Origin of the sequence: Streptobacillus felis, assembly GCF_001559775.1 — a bacterium.
In the GTDB taxonomy this organism is placed as follows: Bacteria; Fusobacteriota; Fusobacteriia; order Fusobacteriales; family Leptotrichiaceae; genus Streptobacillus; species Streptobacillus felis.
The window spans coordinates 1-316 of record NZ_LOHX01000198.1; the positions used below are offsets into that span (position 1 = coordinate 1).

Consider the following 316-nt stretch of genomic DNA (forward strand, 5'->3'; position numbering starts at 1 on the left):
GTATTAAAAGCTGTTCTTGATGAAGTATATGAAAATAATGATAAATATTATTGGAAAAGACTTACAAGAAAAAATGTATTTAAAGTATATGAAGAAGGTGCAGAAAGAAAGATAGGTAAGGCAAATATAATAAAGGAAGGTAAGGATGTAACTATAACTACAAAGGGTATGATGGTAAATAATGCTAGAGTTGCAGCTAAAAAACTTGAACTGGAAGGTATAAATGCAACTATACTTGACAGGATAACATTAAAACATATAGATAAAGAAGCAATTATTAAATATTGTAAAGATGCTAAACAAGTAGTTACAGCAG

Annotated in this window: 1 protein-coding gene; it reads left to right on the forward strand. The window is 27.8% G+C overall.

Going from position 1 to position 316, the window contains the following annotated elements:
- Nucleotides 1–316, forward strand: a 316-nt coding sequence (locus tag AYC60_RS03665) for a transketolase C-terminal domain-containing protein (protein ID WP_330996905.1), incomplete at both ends; no start/stop codon positions are given.